Genomic DNA, 17505 nt, shown 5'->3' on the forward strand with positions numbered 1-17505 from the left:
CAGTTCGGTGAGGCCTCCCGTGCCATACCGGACGTTTCAGGCGTTGCTCAGCGTACGACCCGCGGCCGGGTCGGATCCGCAAACGCAGGAGGAACGCTTCTCATGAACATCGCCAAGAAGGCCGCCGTGGCCCTCACCGTCGCCGGTATCGCCGCGGGCGCCTCTGCCGGTGCGGCTGTCGCCGACGCGGAAGCCGGAGCCGCGGCCGTGAAGTCGCCGGGCGTCGCCTCGGGCAACGTCGCCCAGCTCCCGATCCACATCCCCGTCAACGTCGTGGGCAACACCGCCAACCTGATCGGCGCCCTGAACCCGGCGTTCGGCAACACGGGCGTGAACGACTGAACTCCGCCCCACCAAAAAAGAGCCCCGCGACCGAACCAGGTCGGCGGGGCTCTTTTCACCCCCCGGCCCGCCCCCGCTGTGGGCATGCGTGCCGCTAGGGGCGGCACGGGTGGGCACAGCGGCACCCCGTACAGCGCCGGGCCGCGCGACCCACCCCGACCCCAGCCCCAACGCCGGGCAACGGGAAACCGGCGCCAAGAAACAACCGCCTCAGCGAACCCCCCGCTCCCGCTCCTCCACAAACGCGTTGTACGCAGCAACCTGCGCCCGCCGCCCCGTCCGCTCCACCGGCCGCAACGCCTCCGCCCGAGCCGCAATCTCCGACGCACTCACAGCCCCGCCATGCCCGTTCTCGTAAGCGACAGAGATCAGCAGCCCCACCCGCTGGGCAAGCTCCAACACCCGTACCGCACGCGGCGGATACCCCGGAGCAAGCACCTCCCGCCCCCGCTCCGCCCGAGCCCGATACGCCTCGACCGCCGCCTCGGCAACCGGCCCCGACCCGGCCACATCCAGCCGCGACAACACCTCCGTGGCGTCACGCAACGCCTCCGCGAGCTCCCGCTCGGCCTCCCCGAGGGACGGCACATCGGCCGGCGGCGCCTCCCGCACGGCGAGGCAGTGCCAGACGACCTCGACATGGACATCGCCGGCGGGCCCGGCCTCGTACACCTCGGGGACGAGCCCGAGCGCCACCCCGTGACAGACAACGGCCTCCTCGGCGTCGAGGGCGCGCGCGTTGAATTCCGGCGGTCCGCTGAGCCCGAGCGGATGCCCCGGCGCGGGCAGCGCGACCCGCAGCCCGGTCGCCCCGAGCGCGCGCAGTCTGCCCAGAGCGAGCGTGAGACCGACCGGCCCCGTCTCGCCCGGCAGCCCCTCGACCCGGTGCACCGCGTCCTCCCCGACGATGGCGAGGACCGCGTCATCCGGTGAAATAAGTCCGGCCAAAAGGGCATTTCCCCATGCGGCCAGTCGTCCTGAGCGTGGTTCCGAGAGCATGCCTCCACCCTAAGGACCGACCGATGGAATGGAGCGGCCGACCGGTGGCGTAGGTTTTCCCTGGGGGCTGCGTCCACAGACGTAAGCGACGGCCGAGACTGCAATGGGAGACAACGCGCTCATGAGCGATGTACTGGAGCTGGAGGACGTATCCGTGGTCCGCGAGGGCCGGGCTCTGGTGGACCAGGTCTCCTGGTCGGTCAAGGAAGGAGAGCGCTGGGTCATCCTCGGCCCGAACGGCGCCGGAAAAACGACCCTTCTGAACCTCGCCTCCAGCTACCTCTTCCCCAGCCAGGGCACCGCCACCATCCTCGGTGAGACCCTCGGCAAGGTCGACGTCTTCGAGCTGCGCCCCCGCGTCGGCATGGCCGGTATCGCCATGGCCGAGAAGCTCCCCAAGCGCCAGACCGTCCTGCAGACCGTGCTCACGGCCGCGTACGGCATGACCGCCGGCTGGCACGAGGACTACGAGGACGTCGACGAGCAGCGTGCCCGCGCCTTCCTCGACCGCCTCGGCATGAGCGACTACCTGGACCGCAAGTTCGGCACGCTCTCCGAGGGCGAACGCAAGCGCACCCTCATTGCCCGCGCCCTGATGACGGACCCCGAGCTGCTGCTCCTCGACGAGCCCGCCGCGGGCCTCGACCTCGGTGGCCGCGAGGACCTCGTACGCCGCCTCGGCCGCCTCGCCCGCGACCCGATCGCCCCCTCCATGATCATGGTCACGCACCACGTCGAGGAGATCGCCCCCGGCTTCACCCACGTCCTGATGATCCGTCAGGGCAAGGTGCTCGCCGCAGGCCCCCTGGAGCTCGAACTCACCTCGCGCAACCTCTCCCTCTGCTTCGGCCTCCCGCTCGTCGTGGAGCAGGTCGGCGAGCGCTGGACCGCGCAGGGCCTGCCCATGTCCTGACCGCGCAAACCTCGGGAAGCCCCCGGTAAGAAGCGTGTTCCAACCTGATCGGCGCCCTGTCCGCGGCGGGACCCGCGGTCCTACCATGACCATGTGGACGACATCAATGCATGGGTGTGGTGGCTGATCGCCGCGGCCGGGCTCGGCATCCCGCTCGTCGTGACCGCGATGCCGGAGTTCGGGATGCTCGCGGTGGGCGCCGTCGCCGGCTCGGTCACAGCGGGCCTCGGAGGCGGTGTCGTACTCCAAGTCGTCGTCTTCGCCGCCGTGTCGGTCGCGCTCCTCGCGGTGGTACGCCCCATCGCGGCCCGGCACCGCGCCCAGCAGCCCCAACTCGCCACAGGCATTGAGGCGTTGAAGGGCAGGCAGGCGGTGGTCCTCGAGCGGGTCGACGGCTCGGGCGACGGCCGCATCAAGCTCGCCGGAGAGATCTGGTCGGCGCGCTCCCTCGATTCCGGACAGGCCTACGAGGTAGGCCAGGAGGTGGACGTCGTGGACATCGACGGAGCCACGGCGATCGTCATGTGACCTCGCACTACGCAAGTGAACCGAACGCCCCACAGCACAGACGACTGTCTGTCACACTCGTCCAGCAAGATCTTCAACAACCATAAGATCTTCAGGAATTACCGAGCGGAGAAGGGTACGGGGAGCAACGATGGAACCGATCATCATCGTCCTGATCATTCTGGTGGTGTTGGTCTTCATCGCCCTGATCAAGACCATCCAGGTGATCCCACAGGCCAGCGCGGCGATCGTCGAGCGCTTCGGCCGCTACACCCGGACGCTGAACGCCGGACTGAACATCGTCGTCCCGTTCATCGACTCGATCCGCAACCGCATCGACCTGCGTGAACAGGTCGTCCCGTTCCCGCCGCAGCCGGTGATCACCCAGGACAACCTGGTGGTCAACATCGACACCGTCATCTACTACCAGGTGACCGACGCCCGCGCCGCGACGTACGAAGTGGCCAGCTACATCCAGGCGATCGAGCAGCTCACCGTCACCACGCTCCGCAACATCATCGGTGGCATGGACCTCGAGCGGACCCTCACCTCCCGCGAGGAGATCAACGCGGCCCTGCGCGGCGTCCTCGACGAGGCCACCGGCAAGTGGGGCATCCGCGTCAACCGCGTCGAGCTCAAGGCGATCGAGCCGCCCACCTCCATCCAGGACTCGATGGAGAAGCAGATGCGCGCCGACCGCGACAAGCGCGCCGCGATCCTCACCGCCGAAGGTATCCGCCAGTCCGCGATCCTCACCGCCGAAGGTGAGAAGCAGTCCGCGATCCTGCGCGCCGAAGGTGAGGCCAAGGCCGCCGCCCTGCGCGCCGAGGGCGAGGCCCAGGCCATCCGTACGGTCTTCGAGTCCATCCACGCCGGAGACGCCGACCAGAAGCTCCTCGCCTACCAGTACCTCCAGATGCTCCCGAAGATCGCCGAGGGCGACGCCAACAAGCTCTGGATCGTGCCGAGCGAGATCGGCGACGCGCTCAAGGGACTCAGCGGCGCCATGGGTAACTTCGGCCCGATGGGCGGCAATTCGGGCGGCGGCGGAGGCAACGAGCGCCGCGAGAAGCCGTCCGTCACCGACTGACGAACGCGCCTGTACGTGACTGGGGCCCACCTTCCGACAAGAAGGTGGGCCCCAGTCACGTACGACGGTTTAGGCCGCCGGCTGCACCAGCCACTGCGGCAGCGCGTCGAAGTCGTCCCGGCCAAGCGCCAGCAGCATCGCGTCCGCCGGCGTCGGCTCGAACGGCTGCCGCAGCAGCGGCATACCCGCCTGCTCCGGCGTACGGGCCGCCTTGCGGTGATTGTCCTCCGCGCACGAGGCGACCGTGTTCAGCCAGGAGTCCTGACCGCCCTGCGCCCTCGGCACCACGTGGTCCACGGTCGTCGCCCGCCTCCCGCAGTACGCGCACCTGTGCCTGTCGCGGATCAGCACACCGCGCCTCGACCACGGAGCTTGTCTTCGGAACGGCACCCGGACATAGCGGCACAACCTGATCACCCGGGGCACGGGTATGTCGAGTGCGGCTCCGCGCATACGGAGTTCGGGGTGGGCCTGCTCGACGACAGCCTTGTCCTGCAGCACGAGAACGACGGCTCGGTTCAACGTCACCGTCGACAGCGGCTCAAAGCTCGCATTCAGCACCAGCGTGTCCCGCATCCAGCCCACCTCCTATGCGCACAAGCCCACTCCCCGGCGGGCTTGGATCAACTCTGGCCGGGCACGCCGAGATGGACAACGCAATAAAAAATGCCCGCCTCTGATCACTTCCAAGACCAGAGACGGGCAAACGTTCAGTGAACCCTCAGCTGTCCGCGAGTGCCGCGTACTCAGCGATCAGCTGGGCTCGTGCCAGGGTGTGGAACCGCAGATTGAAGCCCACGACCGCGGGCGACGCATCCGAATCAGGACCGAGCTTCTCCTGATCCACGGCATACACCGTGAAGACATACCGGTGCGCCGGATCCCCGGGCGGTGGCGCGGCGCCGCCGAAGTCCTTGGACCCGTAGTCGTTGCGCACCTGGACCGCGCCGTCGGGCAGCCCCTCGAACTTGCCGGTACCCGCGCCCGCAGGCAGCTCGGTGACCGACGTCGGGATGTCGAACACGGTCCAGTGCCAGAACCCGCTCCCCGTAGGGGCGTCCGGGTCGTAGCAGGTCACGGCGAAGCTCTTGGTCTCCGGCGGGAAGCCCTCCCAGCGCAACTGCGGCGAGGTGTTCCCCGCCGCGTAGACCTGAGCGTCCTTGAGCGTCGCACCCTGCTCGACATCATCGCTCGCGACCGTGAAGGACGGCACGGGCGGATGGAAGTCGTGGGGGAGCGGCGGCCGCTTGAGCTCGGTCACCTCGGTACCTCCTGATCGGTGGTGACGGTTCCCGGCCGAGCCTAGAACCAGCTGCGCTTGCTGCCGACCTCCGACAGCCACTGGTTGAGGTACGCGGCCCAGTCCGTGCCCTGGTAGTCGTGCAGCCCCACCTGGAAGGAACGGAACGAGTCGCTGCCCTCACTGAAGAGGCCCGGCTTCTTGTCCATCTCCAGGATGACGTCCATCTCACGGTCGTCCGCGACGAAGCTCAGCTCCACCTGGTTCAGCCCGCGGTACTGCGACGGCGGGAAGAACTCGATCTCCTGGTAGAAGGGCAGCTTCTGCCGCGTACCCCGAATGTGACCGCGCTCCAGGTCCGCGTTCTTGAAGCGGAAGCCCAGCTGGATGAACGCGTTCAGGAGCGCCTGCTGCGCGGGCAGCGGGTGCACGTTGATCGGGTCCAGGTCACTGGAGTCGATGGCGCGCGCGATCTCCAGCTCCGTGGTCACACCGATGTGCATCCCACGCAGCGGCTGGCCGTCGATCGTTGTGATCGGCGTCTCCCACGGGATCTCGAGCCCGAAGGGAACGGCGTGCACGCCACCCGCCTGCAGCTCGAAGGCCCCGCCGAGCCGCAGCTTGGTGAACTCGATGTCCTGCTTGTACTCCTGGTTGTCCTGGCCCTCGACCTCGACCTTGGCCTGCAGACCGACCGACAGACCCTCGATCGCCTGGTTCACGGACCCACCCTGGATCCGCACCTCGCCCTGGACGACGCCGCCCGGAACGGTGTTGATCTCGGTCAGCACCGTCTCGACCGAAGCCCCACCGGCCCCCAGGCTCGCAAGCAGCCGCTTGAACCCCATGTCACTTCCTCCCCAGGCAACGCCTGTTCTGTCCTGTGTCTGTCCGGATCCCTTGATCCCTACAAACGCGATCCGACCGCGGCCGGTTCCGCGCCCTCACCCTTGCAAGGGGGACGCCCCCTGACCACCCCGCCGACACGCACCCATCTGGACTACGCTCGGACGTCATGATCGCGGCCACTGACCGTACGCCCCTCACACGCGAGTTCTTCGACCGCCCTGTACTGGATGTAGCCCCCGACCTCCTGGGGCGCACCCTTGTACGCACCACCCCGGACGGTCCGATCGAGCTCCGCCTCACGGAGGTCGAGGCGTACGACGGCCCGAACGACCCCGGCTCCCACGCCTGTCGCGGACGCACACCCCGCAACGACGTGATGTTCGGTCCGCCCGGACACGTGTACGTCTACTTCACTTACGGCATGTGGTTCTGCATGAACCTGGTGTGCGGTCCGGAGGGCATGCCCTGCGGGGTCCTGCTCCGCGCCGGCGAGGTCACCGAGGGTGCAGAACTCGCCCGCAAACGTCGACTCTCAGCCCGAAATGACAAGGAACTGGCCAAAGGGCCCGCCCGCCTGGCCACGGCCCTGGACGTGGACCGCACCCTCGACGGCACCGACGCCTGCGCTCCCGAGGGCGCTCCGCTGACCCTCCTCACGGGCACTCCCGTCCACTCCGACCAGGTACGCAACGGTCCCCGCACGGGCGTGGCCGGCGACGGTGGCGTGCACCCGTGGCGCTTTTGGATCGACAACGACCCGACGGTGAGCCCTTATCGGGCCCATACGCCCCGGCGTCCCCGAACTTGACTCGCCCCTGGGGGGTCCGTAATGTAGCCCGAGCCGCTTGAACCGGTTACGGCGTTCAGCCAGCAGCCGAGAGCGGCCAACCCACTACCTACGACTCCCCTCGGCGGGGGCGAATTCGGCGTGCCTGCATGCCGTAATTCGAACTCGCGGAACTCGATTATGAGTTGCGGAGGGAATCGGCTAACGTAGTGAATGTCGAAAGGCCGGAACGCGAAAGCGCTCAAAGGCCCGAGATAAACCCGCCGACAGGGAATCGGACACGAAAGAGTCTGATAGAGTCGGAAACGCAAGACCGAAGGGAAACTGCCCGGAGGAAAGCCTGAGAGAGTCTCTCGGGTGAGTACAAAGGAAGCGTCCGTTCCTTGAGAACTCAACAGCGTGCCAAAAATCAACGCCAAGTTTGTTGATACCCCGTCTCCAGTCATCATGGCTGGGACGAGGTTCCTTTGAAGTAAAACATCAGCGAGGACGCTGTGGACCGTGGGGATTATTCCTCTCCTCGGTTCCGCTCTCGTGGTGTCGTCCCGATTACGGGAAAACATTCACGGAGAGTTTGATCCTGGCTCAGGACGAACGCTGGCGGCGTGCTTAACACATGCAAGTCGAACGATGAAGCCTTTCGGGGTGGATTAGTGGCGAACGGGTGAGTAACACGTGGGCAATCTGCCCTTCACTCTGGGACAAGCCCTGGAAACGGGGTCTAATACCGGATAACACTCCTGCCCGCATGGGTGGGGGTAAAAGCTCCGGCGGTGAAGGATGAGCCCGCGGCCTATCAGCTTGTTGGTGAGGTAGTGGCTCACCAAGGCGACGACGGGTAGCCGGCCTGAGAGGGCGACCGGCCACACTGGGACTGAGACACGGCCCAGACTCCTACGGGAGGCAGCAGTGGGGAATATTGCACAATGGGCGAAAGCCTGATGCAGCGACGCCGCGTGAGGGATGACGGCCTTCGGGTTGTAAACCTCTTTCAGCAGGGAAGAAGCGAAAGTGACGGTACCTGCAGAAGAAGCGCCGGCTAACTACGTGCCAGCAGCCGCGGTAATACGTAGGGCGCAAGCGTTGTCCGGAATTATTGGGCGTAAAGAGCTCGTAGGCGGCTTGTCGCGTCGGTTGTGAAAGCCCGGGGCTTAACCCCGGGTCTGCAGTCGATACGGGCAGGCTAGAGTGTGGTAGGGGAGATCGGAATTCCTGGTGTAGCGGTGAAATGCGCAGATATCAGGAGGAACACCGGTGGCGAAGGCGGATCTCTGGGCCATTACTGACGCTGAGGAGCGAAAGCGTGGGGAGCGAACAGGATTAGATACCCTGGTAGTCCACGCCGTAAACGGTGGGAACTAGGTGTTGGCGACATTCCACGTCGTCGGTGCCGCAGCTAACGCATTAAGTTCCCCGCCTGGGGAGTACGGCCGCAAGGCTAAAACTCAAAGGAATTGACGGGGGCCCGCACAAGCAGCGGAGCATGTGGCTTAATTCGACGCAACGCGAAGAACCTTACCAAGGCTTGACATACGCCGGAAAGCATCAGAGATGGTGCCCCCCTTGTGGTCGGTGTACAGGTGGTGCATGGCTGTCGTCAGCTCGTGTCGTGAGATGTTGGGTTAAGTCCCGCAACGAGCGCAACCCTTGTTCTGTGTTGCCAGCATGCCCTTCGGGGTGATGGGGACTCACAGGAGACTGCCGGGGTCAACTCGGAGGAAGGTGGGGACGACGTCAAGTCATCATGCCCCTTATGTCTTGGGCTGCACACGTGCTACAATGGCAGGTACAATGAGCTGCGATGCCGCGAGGCGGAGCGAATCTCAAAAAGCCTGTCTCAGTTCGGATTGGGGTCTGCAACTCGACCCCATGAAGTCGGAGTTGCTAGTAATCGCAGATCAGCATTGCTGCGGTGAATACGTTCCCGGGCCTTGTACACACCGCCCGTCACGTCACGAAAGTCGGTAACACCCGAAGCCGGTGGCCCAACCCCCTTGTGGGGAGGGAGCTGTCGAAGGTGGGACTGGCGATTGGGACGAAGTCGTAACAAGGTAGCCGTACCGGAAGGTGCGGCTGGATCACCTCCTTTCTAAGGAGCATCTAGGCCGCCAGGCATTGTCTGGTGGTCCAGGGCCAGTACATCGGCGTACGTCCGGTGCTGGTTGCTCATGGGTGGAACGTTGATTATTCGGCACTCTCAGTCATCTCGGGCTGCAAGTACTGCTCTCGCAAGGGAGCGTGGAAAGCTGATCATGAGTGGCGAGGGTGCCGGGCACGCTGTTGGGTGTCTGAGGGTACGGACTTTGAGTCTGGATCTTCAGTGCCGGCCCCGGTGAAAATCTGCTTCGGCGGGTTGTGACGGGTGGTTGGTCGTTGTTTGAGAACTGCACAGTGGACGCGAGCATCTGTGGCCAAGTTTTTAAGGGCGCACGGTGGATGCCTTGGCACCAGGAACCGATGAAGGACGTGGGAGGCCACGATAGTCCCCGGGGAGCCGTCAACCAGGCTTTGATCCGGGGGTTTCCGAATGGGGAAACCCGGCAGTCGTCATGGGCTGTCACCCATACCTGAACACATAGGGTATGTGGAGGGAACGCGGGGAAGTGAAACATCTCAGTACCCGCAGGAAGAGAAAACAACCGTGATTCCGGGAGTAGTGGCGAGCGAAACTGGATGAGGCTAAACCATATGCGTGTGAGACCCGGCAGGGGTTGCGTATATGGGGTTGTGGGATTTCTCTTTCACGGTCTGCCGATCGTGAGACGAGTCAGAAACCGTTGATGTAGGCGAAGGACATGCGAAAGGTCCGGCGTAGAGGGTAAGACCCCCGTAGTCGAAACGTCAACGGCTCGTTTGAGAAACACCCAAGTAGCACGGGGCCCGAGAAATCCCGTGTGAATCTGGCGGGACCACCCGCTAAGCCTAAATATTCCCTGGTGACCGATAGCGGATAGTACCGTGAGGGAATGGTGAAAAGTACCGCGGGAGCGGAGTGAAATAGTACCTGAAACCGTGTGCCTACAAGCCGTGGGAGCGTCGGAGTGCATGCTTGCATGCACTCTCGTGACTGCGTGCCTTTTGAAGAATGAGCCTGCGAGTTTGCGGTGTGTTGCGAGGTTAACCCGTGTGGGGAAGCCGTAGCGAAAGCGAGTCCGAATAGGGCGATTTAGTAGCGCGCTCAAGACCCGAAGCGGAGTGATCTAGCCATGGGCAGGTTGAAGCGGCTGTAAGAGGTCGTGGAGGACCGAACCCACCAGGGTTGAAAACCTGGGGGATGACCTGTGGTTAGGGGTGAAAGGCCAATCAAACTCCGTGATAGCTGGTTCTCCCCGAAATGCATTTAGGTGCAGCGTCGTGTGTTTCTTGCCGGAGGTAGAGCACTGGATAGGCGATGGGCCCTACCGGGTTACTGACCTTAGCCAAACTCCGAATGCCGGTAAGTGAGAGCACGGCAGTGAGACTGTGGGGGATAAGCTCCATGGTCGAGAGGGAAACAGCCCAGAGCATCGACTAAGGCCCCTAAGCGTACGCTAAGTGGGAAAGGATGTGGAGTCGCACAGACAACCAGGAGGTTGGCTTAGAAGCAGCCACCCTTGAAAGAGTGCGTAATAGCTCACTGGTCTAGTGATTCCGCGCCGACAATGTAGCGGGGCTCAAGCGTACCGCCGAAGTCGTGTCATTCCAGCACATACCCCCAACGGGGGCTGGGATGGGTAGGGGAGCGTCGTGTGCCGGGTGAAGCCGCAGCGGAAGCTAGTGGTGGACGGTTCACGAGTGAGAATGCAGGCATGAGTAGCGATACACACGTGAGAAACGTGTGCGCCGATTGACTAAGGGTTCCTGGGTCAAGCTGATCTGCCCAGGGTAAGTCGGGACCTAAGGCGAGGCCGACAGGCGTAGTCGATGGATAACCGGTTGATATTCCGGTACCCGCTGTGAAGCGTCAAACATTGAACCAGGCGATGCTAAGTCCGTGAAGCCGCCCCGGAGCCTTCGGGCAAAGGGGAGTGGTGGAGCCGACGGACCAGACCTGCAGTAGGTGAGTGATGGGGTGACGCAGGAAGGTAGTCCATCCCGGGCGGTGGTTGTCCCGGGGTAAGGGTGTAGGCCGTGTGATAGGTAAATCCGTCGCACATTAAGGCTGAGACCTGATGCCGAGCCGATTGTGGTGAAGTGGATGATCCTATGCTGTCGAGAAAAGCCTCTAGCGAGTTTCATGGCGGCCCGTACCCTAAACCGACTCAGGTGGTCAGGTAGAGAATACCGAGGCGTTCGGGTGAACTATGGTTAAGGAACTCGGCAAAATGCCCCCGTAACTTCGGGAGAAGGGGGGCCATCACCGGTGATAGCACTTGCTGCTTGAGCTGGGGGTGGCCGCAGAGACCAGCGAGAAGCGACTGTTTACTAAAAACACAGGTCCGTGCGAAGCCGTAAGGCGATGTATACGGACTGACGCCTGCCCGGTGCTGGAACGTTAAGGGGACCGGTTAGTCACTCTTCGGGGTGGCGAAGCTGAGAACTTAAGCGCCAGTAAACGGCGGTGGTAACTATAACCATCCTAAGGTAGCGAAATTCCTTGTCGGGTAAGTTCCGACCTGCACGAATGGCGTAACGACTTCTCGACTGTCTCAACCATAGGCCCGGTGAAATTGCACTACGAGTAAAGATGCTCGTTTCGCGCAGCAGGACGGAAAGACCCCGGGACCTTTACTATAGTTTGATATTGGTGTTCGGTTCGGCTTGTGTAGGATAGCTGGGAGACTGTGAAGCTTGAGCGCCAGCTCAGGTGGAGTCGTCGTTGAAATACCAGTCTGGTCGTGCTGGATGTCTAACCTGGGTCCGTGATCCGGATCAGGGACAGTGTCTGATGGGTAGTTTAACTGGGGCGGTTGCCTCCTAAAGAGTAACGGAGGCGCCCAAAGGTTCCCTCAGCCTGGTTGGTAATCAGGTGTTGAGTGTAAGTGCACAAGGGAGCTTGACTGTGAGACCGACGGGTCGAGCAGGGACGAAAGTCGGGACTAGTGATCCGGCGGTGGCTTGTGGAAGCGCCGTCGCTCAACGGATAAAAGGTACCCCGGGGATAACAGGCTGATCTTCCCCAAGAGTCCATATCGACGGGATGGTTTGGCACCTCGATGTCGGCTCGTCGCATCCTGGGGCTGGAGTCGGTCCCAAGGGTTGGGCTGTTCGCCCATTAAAGCGGTACGCGAGCTGGGTTTAGAACGTCGTGAGACAGTTCGGTCCCTATCCGCTGCGCGCGCAGGAATATTGAGAAGGGCTGTCCCTAGTACGAGAGGACCGGGACGGACGAACCTCTGGTGTGCCAGTTGTCCTGCCAAGGGCATGGCTGGTTGGCTACGTTCGGGAGGGATAACCGCTGAAAGCATCTAAGCGGGAAGCCTGCTTCGAGATGAGTATTCCCACCCCCTTGAGGGGTTAAGGCTCCCAGTAGACGACTGGGTTGATAGGCCAGATGTGGAAGCCCAGTAATGGGCGAAGCTGACTGGTACTAATAGGCCGAGGGCTTGTCCTCAGTTGCTCGCGTCCACTGTGTAGTTCCCAGACAACGAACGGTTGTGCTGGCTGAACAGTTTCACTAATTCAATTGAAAAGTGTGCTTGTTCGCTGCCCGTTCGAGGCCTCGCTTTTGCGGCGGGGTGTCTGAAAGGGTTTCGGTGGTCATAGCGTGAGGGAAACGCCCGGTTACATTCCGAACCCGGAAGCTAAGCCTCACAGCGCCGATGGTACTGCAGGGGGGACCCTGTGGGAGAGTAGGACGCCGCCGAACAAATCTTGAGGACCTCTGGTCCCAGCGACTCGCTGGGGCTAGAGGTCCTTTTTTGTTTTTCCGAAGCGCGCCGGGTACCCGGCTGCGCGAGAATGACTTGCGGTACCGAAGACAGGAGTCACCATGTCCACCAACTCTCCCGATGAGCGACCGGAGCGCGACCAGCGACGCCGGGACAGTGGTGACCGCGGAGGCTACCGCGCGGGCCCGCCCCGCGACAGTGATCGCCGTGAAGGCGACCGCGGGGGTCAGGGCCGGCGCGACGACAGGAGTGGCGGCGACCGTGGCGGTTTCCGTCGGGATGACCGTCCCGCGGCCCCGCGCCGTGATGACAACCGCCGTGATGACAACCGTGGCGGCGACAACCGTGGTGGCGGCGGATTCCGCGGCCGCGACGACCGGCGGGAGGGCGACCGCGGTGGGCGTCCGCCGTTCCGGCGTGACGATCGTTCCAGCGCCCCGCGTCGTGATGACCGTGGAAGCGGTCGTGAGGGGGATCGTCCGGCTTTCCGTCGTGACGATCGTCCCAGCGGTGGCCCGCGCCGGGATGACCGTCCCAGCACCCCGCGCCGTGATGACAACCGTGGCGGCGGGTTCCGTCGTGACGATCGTCCCAGCAGTGGGCCCCGTCGTGATGACGACCGTGGCGGCAGCAGCTTCCGTCGTGACGATCGTCCGAGCAGCGGTCCGCGTCGTGATGACGACCGCGGAGGCAGTGGGTTCCGGCGTGACAGCGGCGACCGTGGTGGCTTCCGTCGGGACGACAACCGTGGCGATGCCCGTCGTGACGACCGCAGGGACGACCGTCCGGCGTTCCGCCGCGACGACAGCCGAGGCGACAGCCGAAGCGGCGGATTCCGTCGCGACGGGGATCGCCCGCCGTTCCGGGGCGGTGATCGCCCGAGTGGCCCGCGTCGTGATGACCGTGGAAGCGGTCGTGAGGGAGACCGTCCGGCTTTCCGTCGTGACGATCGTCCCAGCAGTGCTCCGCGTCGTGATGACGACCGCGGAGGGAGCGGCTTCCGTCGTGACGACCGGCGTGACAGCGGGGACCGTGGTGGCTTCCGGCGTGATGACAACCGTGGCGGCGGGTTCCGTCGTGACGACCGTCCCAGCGGTGGGCCCCGTCGTGATGACGACCGTGGCGGCAGCAGCTTCCGTCGCGATGAGCGTCCGAGCAGTGCTCCGCGTCGTGATGACGACCGCGGAGGCAGTGGGTTCCGGCGTGACGACCGGCGTGACAGCGGGGACCGTGGTGGCTTCCGTCGGGACGACAACCGTGGCGATGCCCGTCGTGACGACCGCAGGGACGACCGTCCGGCGTTCCGCCGCGACGACAGCCGAAGCGACAGCCGAAGCGGCGGATTCCGTGGTCGTGACGACCGCGGTGCTGCCCCGCGTCGTGACGACAGAGGCGGTCGCCCCGCTGGCGGTGGCTTCCGAGGCCGGGACGACCGGCGTGGTGACGACCGGCGCGGTGGTGGCGGTTTCCGTGACGACCGTGACCGGGACCGTGAGCCGATCAAGCGACTGCCGATCCCCGAGGACGTCACCGGCGACGAGATCGACAAGGACGTACGGCAGGAACTGCAGAGCCTCCCGAAGGGGCTTGCCGAGGATGTCGCCAAGAACCTGGTGATGGTCGCCCGGCTCATCGACGAGGACCCCGAGGGAGCGTACGGCTACTCGAAGGTTGCCCTGCGTCTGGCGTCGCGTGTCGCCGCCGTACGTGAGGCGGCCGGTTTCGCCGCGTACGCGAGCCAGAAGTACAGCGAGGCGCTTGCCGAGTTCCGGGCCGCGCGCCGTATGACCGGTGGCGTGGACCTCTGGCCGGTCATGGCGGACTGCGAGCGCGGTCTTGGCCGGCCCGAGAAGGCGCTGGAGATGGCCGGTGCGCCCGAGGTGCACAAGCTGGACAAGGCCGGACAGGTCGAGATGCGTCTCGTGGCCGCCGGTGCGCGGCGTGACATGGGGCAGATCGACGCCGCCATCGTGACCCTCCAGAGCCCCGAGCTCGCCTCGAACTCGACGCAGCCCTGGACCGCGCGCCTGCGTTACGCGTACGCCGACGCGCTGCTCGCCGCCGGTCGCGAGGGCGAGGCGCGCGAGTGGTTCGCGAAGGCCATCGAGTCCGACAAGGACGGCAGCACGGACGCCTCCGACCGGCTCGCTGAGCTGGACGGCGTCGAGTTCGTCGACGCGCTCGTCGAGGATGAGGACGAGTCGGAGACGGTGACGGTGACTGTGACCGAGGTGGAGGCGCCGGCCGAGGTCGAGATCGACACAGTGATCGAGCCCGAGGACGACATCGAGCCCGAGGACGAGTTTTCGCAGGACGAGCAGACGTCGGCCGAGGTCGACGCCGGCGATGACGAGGATGGCTCCAAGAGCGCGGCTCAGGACTGACGCCACGCAAAAGACGTAGACGCGGACGGGCGGGACTCCGGAAGGGGTTCCGCCCGTCCGCGTTTTCAGCGCGCGAGTGCCCGCAGTACCAGGCCCGAGGCCGGTTTCGGGCCGAACGACGTCGACTTGCGGGGCATGGTGACGCCCTGGCGGGCCAGGTCGCGTACGACGTCCTCGCGGACCGGGTGCATCAGGACTGCCGTGCCGCCGTCGCGCTCCGCCTTGTCCACCGTGGCCGCCGTGTCGTGGATGTAGGCGATGTGCTCGGGCGAGTCCTCGGGGATGCCCCAGACGTGTTCGAGGAGCGTGGCGTGCAGGACCGTCGCGTCCAGGGTGCGCCAGGCCTCGGGGTGGTCACCCGGGATCGTACGGGCGAGGAGGTCGGGGGACGGGCGGTCGACCAGGTGGAAGGCGCCGTCGCCGGCAAGGAGGAAGGCGTTTCCGTCCGCGGCTGCCGCGGCCAGGGCGTCCAGGGCCTCGGAGAGGGGGACGTCGAGGTGGCGTATGCGGAAGGAGCCGGTGAGGGTGGCCAGCGCGTCGGCGACCGGCAGGCGGTGCAGGAGGCGGTGGATCGCGCGGACTCGGAGCGGGTAGCGCGTGGTGTCGACCAGGAGGACCAGGCCGTAGTCCCACGGGCTGGGGGAGGGGTGCTCCGCGCGTAGACGCAGATACGTCGCCCAGCGGTGGTGGCCGTCGGCGATGAGGGCCTGGTGGTGACCGAGATCTGTCTGGATCTCGGCCAGGTCTGCGGGGTCGGTGACCGCCCACAGGCGGTGGCTGAAACCGTCCTCCGTGGTGGTCGACAGGAGCGGCGGGTGCTGGGCGGTGCGCTCGATGACGGCAGCGGTGCCGACCCGGGAACCGTTGCCGCGGTAGGTCAGCAGCAGGGGTTCGAGGTTGGCGGAGGTGGCGCGCATCAGGGCCGCGCGGTCCGCGATGACGTGCGGCATCACGTCCTCGTGGGGGAGGACGACGCCGTCCGCCGGCTCCGACAGGCGCAGGGCGCCGATGATGCCGCGTTGCAGCATGCCGTCGCCGTCGCGCTGTTCGTAGACGTACAGACCCGGCTCGGTGTCGGTGGTGAGGACGCCCTCGGACAGCCAGCGGTGCAGGGTTTCGGCCGCCTGCTGGTTGCGCGCGGTGGGGGTGGAGTCCTGCGGGAGGATCAGCCGGACGATGTTGTGCGGGTCCGCGGATTCGAGGTGCAGCAGACCGTCCGGCCGCACGACGACGTCGTACGGCGGTGAGGTCACGGCGGCCAGGCTGCCGACCCGGTCGGGGTCGTAGCGCAGGCCCCGGAAGGGGTTCAGATCAAGGCCCATGCGTGCGGGTACGTGCGCGGGACCTGCATAGTTCATTCAGGCATCGTAAGTGTGTCAGTGGCATGCGCGATGATCGGGGCAAAGGGATCGAACGAGGAGCGATGCGGAATGAGTCAGACCGTCAGGACGCGGCCCGAGGGCAGTGCACAGGCCCTGAGTGAGGCGTACGACACGGCTCTGCTCGATCTGGACGGGGTGGTGTACGCGGGCGGGAACGCGATCGCGTACGCGGTTGAGTCCCTCGGCACGGCCCGTTCGGGCGGGATGCGTCTCGCCTATGTCACGAACAACGCGCTGCGGACGCCGGACGTGGTGGCCGAGCACCTCACGGAGCTGGGGATACCGACCGGGGCCTCCGACGTCATCACCTCGGCGCAGGCCGCGGCACGGCTCATCAGCGAGCAGGTGCCCGCCGGCGCGCGTGTGCTGGTCATCGGCGGGGAGGGGCTGCGGGTCGCGCTGCGTGAGCGCGGGCTCGAACCGGTCGAGTCGGCCGATGACGATCCTGCTGCTGTCGTCCAGGGGTTCGGTGGCCCGGATCTGCCCTGGGGGCGCTTCGCGGAGGCGTGCTACGCCATCGCGCGCGGGGTTCCGTGGTTCGCGTCCAACACCGATCTGACGATCCCGAGCGCACGCGGGATCGCTCCGGGCAACGGCGCGGCGGTGGAGGTCGTGCGCATCGCCACGGGCGCCGAGCCGCAGGTGGCGGGGAAGCCGCTGCCCCCGATGCACCGGGAGACGATTCTGCGGACCGGGGCCGAGCGACCGCTGGTGGTCGGCGACCGGCTGGACACGGACATCGAGGGTGCGTTCAACGGCGAGGTGGACTCGCTGCTCGTGCTGACCGGCGTCACGGACGGCGCCCAGCTGCTCGCCGCTCCGCCGCAGCACCGGCCGACGTACGTCGACGCCGATCTGCGCGGTCTGCTCACCGGGCAGCCGGAGGTCGTCGAGGCGGCCGGGGGCTTCCGCTGCGGCGGCTGGACCGCGACGGCCGGCAGCGAGCGGCTGGAGCTGGAGGGCGACGGGGAGGCCCTAGACGGTCTGCGGGCGCTGTGCGCGGCGGCGTGGACGGCGGCCGGCGACGGGGCGTGCGAGCTGGACGGGGGGAAGGCGCTGGCGCGGTTGGGGCTCTGAGCGCGCAGAGGGCTCAGCAGGCGCGACAAGGAGAGCGGCCAGGAGAGCGGCAGGGGGAGCAACAAGCGGAGCAACAGGCGGCTCATCAGGGGCGACTCGGGATCGAGGCGCAATGGGAGGGTAGG

The 17505-nt window shown here is 65.6% G+C and carries 13 protein-coding genes and 3 rRNA genes; 11 read left to right on the plus strand and 5 right to left on the minus strand.

The genetic code is table 11. The annotated features are described in order from the left end of the window. The first annotated feature begins 102 nt into the window (after window positions 1–102). On the plus strand, window positions 103–342 hold the full coding sequence (locus OG246_RS22460) for a chaplin (protein ID WP_266466385.1): 240 nt from the start codon (window positions 103–105) through the stop codon (window positions 340–342). Window positions 343–552: 210 nt separating this feature from the next. Here the strand turns inward: OG246_RS22460 and OG246_RS22465 are convergent, their stop codons facing one another. Then, window positions 553–1341 (minus strand): hypothetical protein, encoded by a 789-nt coding sequence (locus OG246_RS22465; protein WP_266466388.1) that lies wholly within the window; start codon window positions 1339–1341, stop codon window positions 553–555. A 121-nt stretch (window positions 1342–1462) separates the two neighbouring features. Between OG246_RS22465 and OG246_RS22470 the strand changes: the two genes are divergently transcribed. From OG246_RS22470 to OG246_RS22480, 3 genes are all read left to right on the plus strand, one after another. Next, window positions 1463–2254 (plus strand): ABC transporter ATP-binding protein, encoded by a 792-nt coding sequence (locus OG246_RS22470; RefSeq protein WP_266466391.1) that lies wholly within the window; start codon window positions 1463–1465, stop codon window positions 2252–2254. Window positions 2255–2347: 93 nt separating this feature from the next. Continuing rightward, window positions 2348–2782: an NfeD family protein gene (locus tag OG246_RS22475; protein WP_266466393.1), complete on the plus strand. Its 435-nt coding sequence runs from the start codon at window positions 2348–2350 to the stop codon at window positions 2780–2782. A 130-nt stretch (window positions 2783–2912) separates the two neighbouring features. Next, on the plus strand, window positions 2913–3851 hold the full coding sequence (locus tag OG246_RS22480) for an SPFH domain-containing protein (protein WP_266466395.1): 939 nt from the start codon (window positions 2913–2915) through the stop codon (window positions 3849–3851). A 69-nt stretch (window positions 3852–3920) separates the two neighbouring features. On the opposite strand, the gene OG246_RS22485 is transcribed toward OG246_RS22480, so the two are convergent. The 3 genes from OG246_RS22485 to OG246_RS22495 all read right to left on the minus strand — a co-directional run bounded on the left by OG246_RS22485 (window position 3921) and on the right by OG246_RS22495 (window position 5939). Next, window positions 3921–4427, minus strand: a complete 507-nt coding sequence (locus tag OG246_RS22485) for an HNH endonuclease (RefSeq protein WP_266466397.1) — start codon at window positions 4425–4427, stop codon at window positions 3921–3923. A gap of 145 nt (window positions 4428–4572) precedes the next feature. After that, complete coding sequence (locus tag OG246_RS22490) at window positions 4573–5112, minus strand: YbhB/YbcL family Raf kinase inhibitor-like protein (protein ID WP_266466400.1); 540 nt, start codon at window positions 5110–5112, stop codon at window positions 4573–4575. A 41-nt stretch (window positions 5113–5153) separates the two neighbouring features. Next, window positions 5154–5939 carry a sporulation protein gene (locus OG246_RS22495; protein ID WP_266466403.1) on the minus strand — a complete coding sequence of 262 codons (786 nt, stop codon included), beginning with the start codon at window positions 5937–5939 and terminating at the stop codon, window positions 5154–5156. A 167-nt stretch (window positions 5940–6106) separates the two neighbouring features. On the opposite strand from OG246_RS22495, the gene OG246_RS22500 reads away from it, so the two are divergent. The 6 genes from OG246_RS22500 to OG246_RS22525 all read left to right on the plus strand — a co-directional run bounded on the left by OG246_RS22500 (window position 6107) and on the right by OG246_RS22525 (window position 14921). Further along, window positions 6107–6748, plus strand: coding sequence for a DNA-3-methyladenine glycosylase (locus OG246_RS22500; protein WP_266466406.1), 642 nt, complete (start codon window positions 6107–6109; stop codon window positions 6746–6748). 541 nt (window positions 6749–7289) lie between these two features. Continuing rightward, window positions 7290–8816, plus strand: a 16S ribosomal RNA gene (locus OG246_RS22505). Between the two features lie 320 nt (window positions 8817–9136). Then, window positions 9137–12260 (plus strand): 23S ribosomal RNA (locus OG246_RS22510). 138 nt (window positions 12261–12398) lie between these two features. Further along, a 5S ribosomal RNA gene (gene rrf, locus OG246_RS22515) occupies window positions 12399–12515 on the plus strand. The 16S, 23S and 5S rRNA genes sit together here, the layout of an rRNA operon. Window positions 12516–12612: 97 nt before the next feature. Continuing rightward, the gene (locus tag OG246_RS42810; protein WP_323178347.1) at window positions 12613–14154 is read left to right on the plus strand and encodes a hypothetical protein; all 1542 of its coding nucleotides are present in this window, start codon (window positions 12613–12615) and stop codon (window positions 14152–14154) included. Then, window positions 14046–14921: a tetratricopeptide repeat protein gene (locus OG246_RS22525; RefSeq protein WP_266470804.1), complete on the plus strand. Its 876-nt coding sequence runs from the start codon at window positions 14046–14048 to the stop codon at window positions 14919–14921. Before OG246_RS42810 ends, OG246_RS22525 begins: the two co-directional genes overlap by 109 nt. Before the next feature lie 65 nt (window positions 14922–14986). Here the strand turns inward: OG246_RS22525 and OG246_RS22530 are convergent, their stop codons facing one another. Continuing rightward, window positions 14987–16279 carry a DUF1015 domain-containing protein gene (locus tag OG246_RS22530; RefSeq protein ID WP_266466409.1) on the minus strand — a complete coding sequence of 431 codons (1293 nt, stop codon included), beginning with the start codon at window positions 16277–16279 and terminating at the stop codon, window positions 14987–14989. A 72-nt stretch (window positions 16280–16351) separates the two neighbouring features. On the opposite strand from OG246_RS22530, the gene OG246_RS22535 reads away from it, so the two are divergent. Next, the gene (locus OG246_RS22535; protein WP_266466411.1) at window positions 16352–17380 is read left to right on the plus strand and encodes an HAD hydrolase-like protein; all 1029 of its coding nucleotides are present in this window, start codon (window positions 16352–16354) and stop codon (window positions 17378–17380) included. The last annotated feature ends 125 nt before the right edge of the window (window positions 17381–17505 follow it).

The sequence above is a fragment of the Streptomyces sp. NBC_00620 genome (assembly GCF_026341825.1).
In the GTDB taxonomy this organism is placed as follows: domain Bacteria; phylum Actinomycetota; class Actinomycetes; order Streptomycetales; family Streptomycetaceae; genus Streptomyces.

Coding starts and splice junctions, on each gene's coding strand:
- OG246_RS22530 (WP_266466409.1), bottom strand. CDS start 16,279: ATGAACTATGCAGGTCCCGCGCACGTACCCGCACGCATGGGCCTTGAT.
- OG246_RS22495 (WP_266466403.1), bottom strand. CDS start 5,939: ATGGGGTTCAAGCGGCTGCTTGCGAGCCTGGGGGCCGGTGGGGCTTCG.
- OG246_RS22500 (WP_266466406.1), top strand. CDS start 6,107: ATGATCGCGGCCACTGACCGTACGCCCCTCACACGCGAGTTCTTCGAC.
- OG246_RS22465 (WP_266466388.1), bottom strand. CDS start 1,341: ATGCTCTCGGAACCACGCTCAGGACGACTGGCCGCATGGGGAAATGCC.
- OG246_RS22485 (WP_266466397.1), bottom strand. CDS start 4,427: ATGCGGGACACGCTGGTGCTGAATGCGAGCTTTGAGCCGCTGTCGACG.
- OG246_RS22460 (WP_266466385.1), top strand. CDS start 103: ATGAACATCGCCAAGAAGGCCGCCGTGGCCCTCACCGTCGCCGGTATC.
- OG246_RS22480 (WP_266466395.1), top strand. CDS start 2,913: ATGGAACCGATCATCATCGTCCTGATCATTCTGGTGGTGTTGGTCTTC.
- OG246_RS22470 (WP_266466391.1), top strand. CDS start 1,463: ATGAGCGATGTACTGGAGCTGGAGGACGTATCCGTGGTCCGCGAGGGC.
- OG246_RS22535 (WP_266466411.1), top strand. CDS start 16,352: ATGAGTCAGACCGTCAGGACGCGGCCCGAGGGCAGTGCACAGGCCCTG.